This window comes from Bacillus sp. mrc49, from assembly GCF_002803435.1.
Window position 1 is genome coordinate 1 of sequence record NZ_PHNG01000681.1, and the last position, 5,190, is coordinate 5,190.

6 protein-coding genes are annotated in these 5,190 nt (G+C 48.7%); all 6 read left to right on the forward strand.

What is annotated here, in order from left to right:
• Positions 1-1,216 (forward strand): ABC transporter substrate-binding protein (locus CVN76_RS10805; protein WP_100531246.1); only part of this gene is annotated, 1,216 nt, incomplete at its 5' end.
• 1 nt (position 1,217) lies between these two features.
• A complete protein-coding gene (gene nikB, locus CVN76_RS10810) occupies positions 1,218-2,171 on the forward strand; it encodes a nickel ABC transporter permease (protein ID WP_100531247.1) in 954 nt (317 codons plus the stop codon).
• The gene (gene nikC / locus CVN76_RS10815) at positions 2,162-3,001 is read left to right on the forward strand and encodes a nickel transporter permease (RefSeq protein ID WP_100531248.1); all 840 of its coding nucleotides are present in this window, start codon (positions 2,162-2,164) and stop codon (positions 2,999-3,001) included. Before nikB ends, nikC begins: the two co-directional genes overlap by 10 nt.
• The gene (locus tag CVN76_RS10820) at positions 2,998-3,804 is read left to right on the forward strand and encodes an ABC transporter ATP-binding protein (protein ID WP_100531249.1); all 807 of its coding nucleotides are present in this window, start codon (positions 2,998-3,000) and stop codon (positions 3,802-3,804) included. The genes nikC and CVN76_RS10820 overlap by 4 nt, the downstream gene beginning before the upstream one ends.
• Positions 3,792-4,556 (forward strand): ABC transporter ATP-binding protein, encoded by a 765-nt coding sequence (locus CVN76_RS10825; RefSeq protein ID WP_100531250.1) that lies wholly within the window; start codon positions 3,792-3,794, stop codon positions 4,554-4,556. The genes CVN76_RS10820 and CVN76_RS10825 overlap by 13 nt, the downstream gene beginning before the upstream one ends.
• Positions 4,557-4,630: 74 nt before the next feature.
• Positions 4,631-5,190 (forward strand): MATE family efflux transporter (locus tag CVN76_RS10830; RefSeq protein ID WP_269800032.1); only part of this gene is annotated, 560 nt, incomplete at its 3' end.

Here is a 5,190-nt window from a genome sequence, read left to right on the forward strand (position 1 = left end):
AAGGCAGATGGACGGACAAGCCGTGAAGGCGTCGTTGGAGCGGGCGATGAAGGACAGCCTGGCGATCAAGAATGCCTTGCGCATTGAATCGATAACAGCGAAGGGAAATAAGCTGACGATCAAGACGGAGGTGCCCTTTCCGGAGTTTCCATCGGAATTGGTCCATCCCAATACATCGATCATTGATGTAACGGAAAGCGACTTCATGAACAAGCCGATAGGGACGGGACCATTTGCCGTCTCGAAATTCATTCCGGGCACGGCGGTTGATTTAATACGTTACGAGGCTTACTGGAATGGAGCTGCGAAGCTTGCAAAAGCAAGGTTTTCTTTTAATGAAGATGCCAACGCCCGGTCCCTTGCCCTTGAATCGGGGGATGCCGATATTGTCTTTCGTCCGGAAGTCGAAAGTCTTGAAAGTTTAGAAGCGATAGATCGTGTGAAGGTGGAATCGACCTCTACCTTCCGGGTGCATCAAATGACGATGAATCTGGAACGGAAAGCGCTGCAGGACATCAACGTCCGAAAGGCCATTGATGCTTTGATCGATCGTTCAACGATTGCGGAAACGATTTTGCATGGACATGCAGAGGTTGCCAAAGGGCCGTTTCCATCGACGTTCTCTTTTGCTCCTGACTATCCGGAAAAAGGGAAGGGGATGGAGGCGGCAAGATCGTTTCTTGAGCAGGCAGGATATCAGGAAGTGAATGGGGTCATGCAAAAGGATGGCAAACCACTAACGTTTACCCTTTTAACCTACAGTTCACGTGCCGATTTACCACTGATCGCACAAGTTTTTCAATCGGATGCCGGCCAATTGGGAATCGATGTCGATATCAAGCAAATAGAAATCCCGGAAGAATATATGGCCGCCAACAGGGATTGGGATTTAACGACCTACAGCAATTTGACGGCTCCGCGTGGGGATGCCGGTTACTACTTGAATGCAACCTATCATCCGAATGGAGCCTTGAACTTCAGTGGGGCGGATGATGATCATCTGACGGAGATGATCGATGAGCTGAATATGACGGTCGAACAGGAAAAACGTTCGGATATCGCTGAGGATATTGCATTATACGTGGATGAACAAGTGTATAATTCATTCATTTTACACCCGAATACACTCGTTGCTTATGACGCCGCTAAAGTGAAAAACTGGGTCACTTCCAGAAGCGAATACTACATGCTGACGAATGAACTGGATGTGAAGTGAAATGTTTGGCATTTTAGTTAGGCGATTCATTGAGGTCGTGATGTTTGTCCTTACGGTTACATTCATCTCCTTCTTGTTTGTCCGGCTGGCCCCGGGCGATCCGGTCCTATCGATACTTCAAGTGGATGATGTATCGATCACAAATGAACAGGTCAATGAGCTAAGGGAAGAATTGGGCTTCAATGAGCCGCTGCTCGTTCAGTATGGGCATTGGTTCATGAACTTCATTCACTTGGATTTCGGCCGTTCCTACCTTACGAACCAGCCTGTGATGGAGATGATCATGAGCGGTTTGCCTGCAACACTGGAGCTGGCAATCGGGGGATTGATTGTCATGCTTATCATAGCACTTCCTTTAGGTTCTCTTGCTGCTTTGCACAGGGGGCGCTTGATCGATCAGCTAAGCCGCGCCGTTTCTTTAGTAGGTGCCGCAATTCCTAGCTTTTGGCTAGGACTGCTTTTGATTGATCTTTTTGCGGTACGCTTGGGGGCCCTTCCAACGATGGGGAGGGACGGATTCCCTTCCTTGATTCTGCCGTCCGTCACTTTGGGGCTCGCCATCACCAGCGTATACGTCCGCTTGCTGCGCTCAAGTTTGATCGATTCGCTTAGTCAGGAGTTCATCAGGGCAGCCCGGTCAAGGGGGATTTCCGAAATGAGGATATTCTTTGCTCATGCATTTCGCTATAGCTTGCCTCCGGTCATTACCGTATTCGGTGTCAGCCTTGGCAGCTTGATCGGCGGTGTAGTCGTAATCGAGGTGATCTTCGCCTATCCAGGCATAGGCAAGATGGTGGTGGACTCGATCCGGTCTCGGGATTACCCGGTCATCCAGGGGTACCTATTGGTCATGGCCATCATTGTATTCATGGTCAATAGTGCCGTTGATTTATCGTATCGATATGTAAACCCAGAGCTTAGGTTGAAGGAAAGGAATCAACGAAAATGGAGTTAACGATCAAAGAACCATTCAAAAGGAACGGGAAAAGGGCCGTCATTTTAACGGTGCTGGCTTTGGTATTAGCCGTTGCGGCCTACACTTTTCTGTTCCTGAAACATGATCCGGCGCTGGTCAATCTTGGAGAAAGGCTATCCCCGTCAAGTCCGGAACATCCATTGGGCACGGATCACCTTGGGCGTGATGTATTGACGCGTCTATTGCTTGGTGCCCAGCTGACGGTTGGATATGGGCTTGTGGCTTTATTTGCCGCGGTTATCATCGGGGTTCCATTCGGGTTGATTTCCGGGTTTAAAGGCGGTGTGATCGACCGATTCTTCATGCGCGTGGCAGATGCGTTCCTGGCGTTTCCGGATACGATCGTGGCCATCGTGCTGAGTGGCCTTTTAGGACCGGGAATCGAAAATCTGCTGTTGGCGGTCGTTGTTGTGAAATGGGTGAATTATGCCCGGCTAGTGCGGAGCACGGTGATCACCGAGCGCCAGAAGGACTATGTCATCATGGCCAAGGTCAATGGACTAAGCCCCTTTAAGATCATGAAAAAACATCTATTTCCGCACATCATCGGAAACGTGCTCGTCCTTTCCAGTCTCGATTTAGGCAAGATCATCTTGCTCATATCTTCCTTATCGTATATCGGGCTTGGTGCCCAGCCGCCAGCACCGGAGTGGGGGGCGATGCTGAACGATGCCCGCCCATACTTCCAATCCAATCAGTCCCTGATGATTTATCCAGGGCTCGCCATCGTATGCGTCGTTTTTTTATCGAATATACTCGGCGATTATTTCCGCGATGCATTCGATGTGAAAAAGGAGGTGGAATCATGAGCCTTTTAAAGGTGCGGCATCTACATATCATGGGCAAACAAAAACATATCATCAAAGGTCTTTCGTTTGATGTGCGTGAAGGGGAGTGGCTGGCTCTCGTCGGTCAAAGCGGCAGCGGCAAAAGCATGACGGCTATGGCGATTGGCCGGCTGCTTGCACCCAACCTCGAGGCTCAGGGGGAAATTTGGTACGAGGGGAAGAATGTATTGACGTTATCAAAGCCAGCCATCAGGAGGCTTCGCGGAAAACGCATAGCTTATATTTTTCAAGATTACCAAAGTTCATTCACACCGTTCCTTACCATCGGCCAGCATTTCGAAGAATATCAGCGGACACATCTTGACCTGTCCAAACAGGCGCGACGCATTCAAGCTGTCGACGCGCTCGTATCAGTGGGACTGGATGGAGATATCTACAGCAGATATCCCTTTCAATTAAGTGGCGGCCAGCTTCAGCGGGTATCGATTTCATTGGCGCTTTTGCTTAAGCCCGATTTATTGATAGCGGATGAGCCGACTACAGCCTTGGACAGTGTATCCTCTTTTAAAATTTTGGAGCTGCTATCAGGGCTCCAGGCGGTTACCGGATGTGCAATCTTGTTCATCACCCATGATTTACGTCATGTCAGGAAATATGCGGACCGCATAGGGGTGATGAAAGATGGAGTGATGATTGAAAGCGGGGATAAAAACCAGGTCCTCAATCATCCAGAGCATCCTTATACCAATAGGCTGATTCATGCATCGCCATCACTCAGAAAAAGTTCAATAAAGCGTGAAGGGGCATTCGGATGCGTTTATTAGACATACGAAATATCCATAAAACATACGATAGTGGAGAGGAAGTACTCAGGAACGTGAATTTTTGCATCGAAAGCAAGGAATGCCTAGGCTTAATCGGGGAAAGCGGGTGCGGAAAGAGTACACTTGCGCGATGCATCCTGGGAATTGAGCCTATTGACCGAGGCGGCATCTCATATAAGGGAACGGCGCTGCATAACAAAAGTGATCGCCTTTTAAAACCATACCGAAAAAACATTCAGGCCGTTTTGCAAAATCCTGCTTCCGCCCTGAATCCGAAACTAAAGGTAAAGGAGTCATTGATCGATCCTTTTCAGCAATTTGGGAATCAGATTGAAATGAAGCATTTTTCGTTTACTAGTGAAGGCGATTTTATTGCTCAGTTACTGGAAATGGTGGAACTTCCGAAGAATTTGGCTGATCGTTATCCCCATGAGTTAAGCGGCGGACAAAAGCAGCGCGTGACCATCGCCAGGGCCGTCAGCATTGAACCGAGCCTCATTATCCTGGATGAGCCTGCCTCAAGCCTGGACGTTCTCTCACAGGCGTCGGTGCTTGCGTTGATGGGGGAGCTGCGTGAAAGGTTGGATATGTCTTACCTGTTCATTTCCCATGATCTCTCGGCTGTACAGGAAATGTGCCAAAGAATCATGGTGATGAAAGAAGGGGAAATCGTGGATTCCTTCAAGAAGGAGCAGCTCTTTTCTGATGACCGTCATCCCTATACGAAAGAATTGATTTCGCTGTTTGAGTGAATAAGGTGGAACGAGTTTAATTTGTAAATCGAAATGATTTCGTTTTTTAATTTTGAATCCAGGGAGGAAGCAAGGTGAACCATCGATCATATTTGGCTTTGGCCATTCCTCTGACCATCTCGACGATAACGACGCCCCTCTTAGGTGCGGTTGACACCGCCGTTGTGGGGCAGCTGCCCGATCCTGCTTATTTGGGCGGCGTGGCAATCGGTACAATCGTGTTTAACACTTTATATTGGCTGTTTGGGTTTTTGCGGGTGAGCACGTCCGGATTTGCTGCACAAGCACTTGGGGCAAACGACGAAAGGGAAGGGAAATTCGCTTTCATTAGGCCCTTCATCTTGGCCTTAGTCGTCGGGATTAGCTTCATATGGCTTCAAGGACCAATTGAACGAGTTGCTCTAACCTTGATGGATCCTGATGCCGACGTCCGCGTATTTGCCGCAGAGTATCTCGGCATCCGAATATGGGGGATTCCTTTCACCTTGATGAATTACGTCATCTTGGGATGGCTGATGGGAATGGCCAAAATCAAGGTTTCATTACTATTGCAGGTGCTCATGAACCTCATGAATATACTTTTGGCCCTGGTGTTTGTCCATGTATTCGCAATGGGCGTGTCAGGTGTAGCGAT

Bases quoted from the DNA above. Each gene is read 5' to 3' on its own strand.
- nikB (WP_100531247.1), top strand. From the start codon at position 1,218: ATGTTTGGCATTTTAGTTAGGCGATTCATTGAGGTCGTGATGTTTGTC.
- nikC (WP_100531248.1), top strand. From the start codon at position 2,162: ATGGAGTTAACGATCAAAGAACCATTCAAAAGGAACGGGAAAAGGGCC.
- CVN76_RS10820 (WP_100531249.1), top strand. From the start codon at position 2,998: ATGAGCCTTTTAAAGGTGCGGCATCTACATATCATGGGCAAACAAAAA.
- CVN76_RS10825 (WP_100531250.1), top strand. From the start codon at position 3,792: ATGCGTTTATTAGACATACGAAATATCCATAAAACATACGATAGTGGA.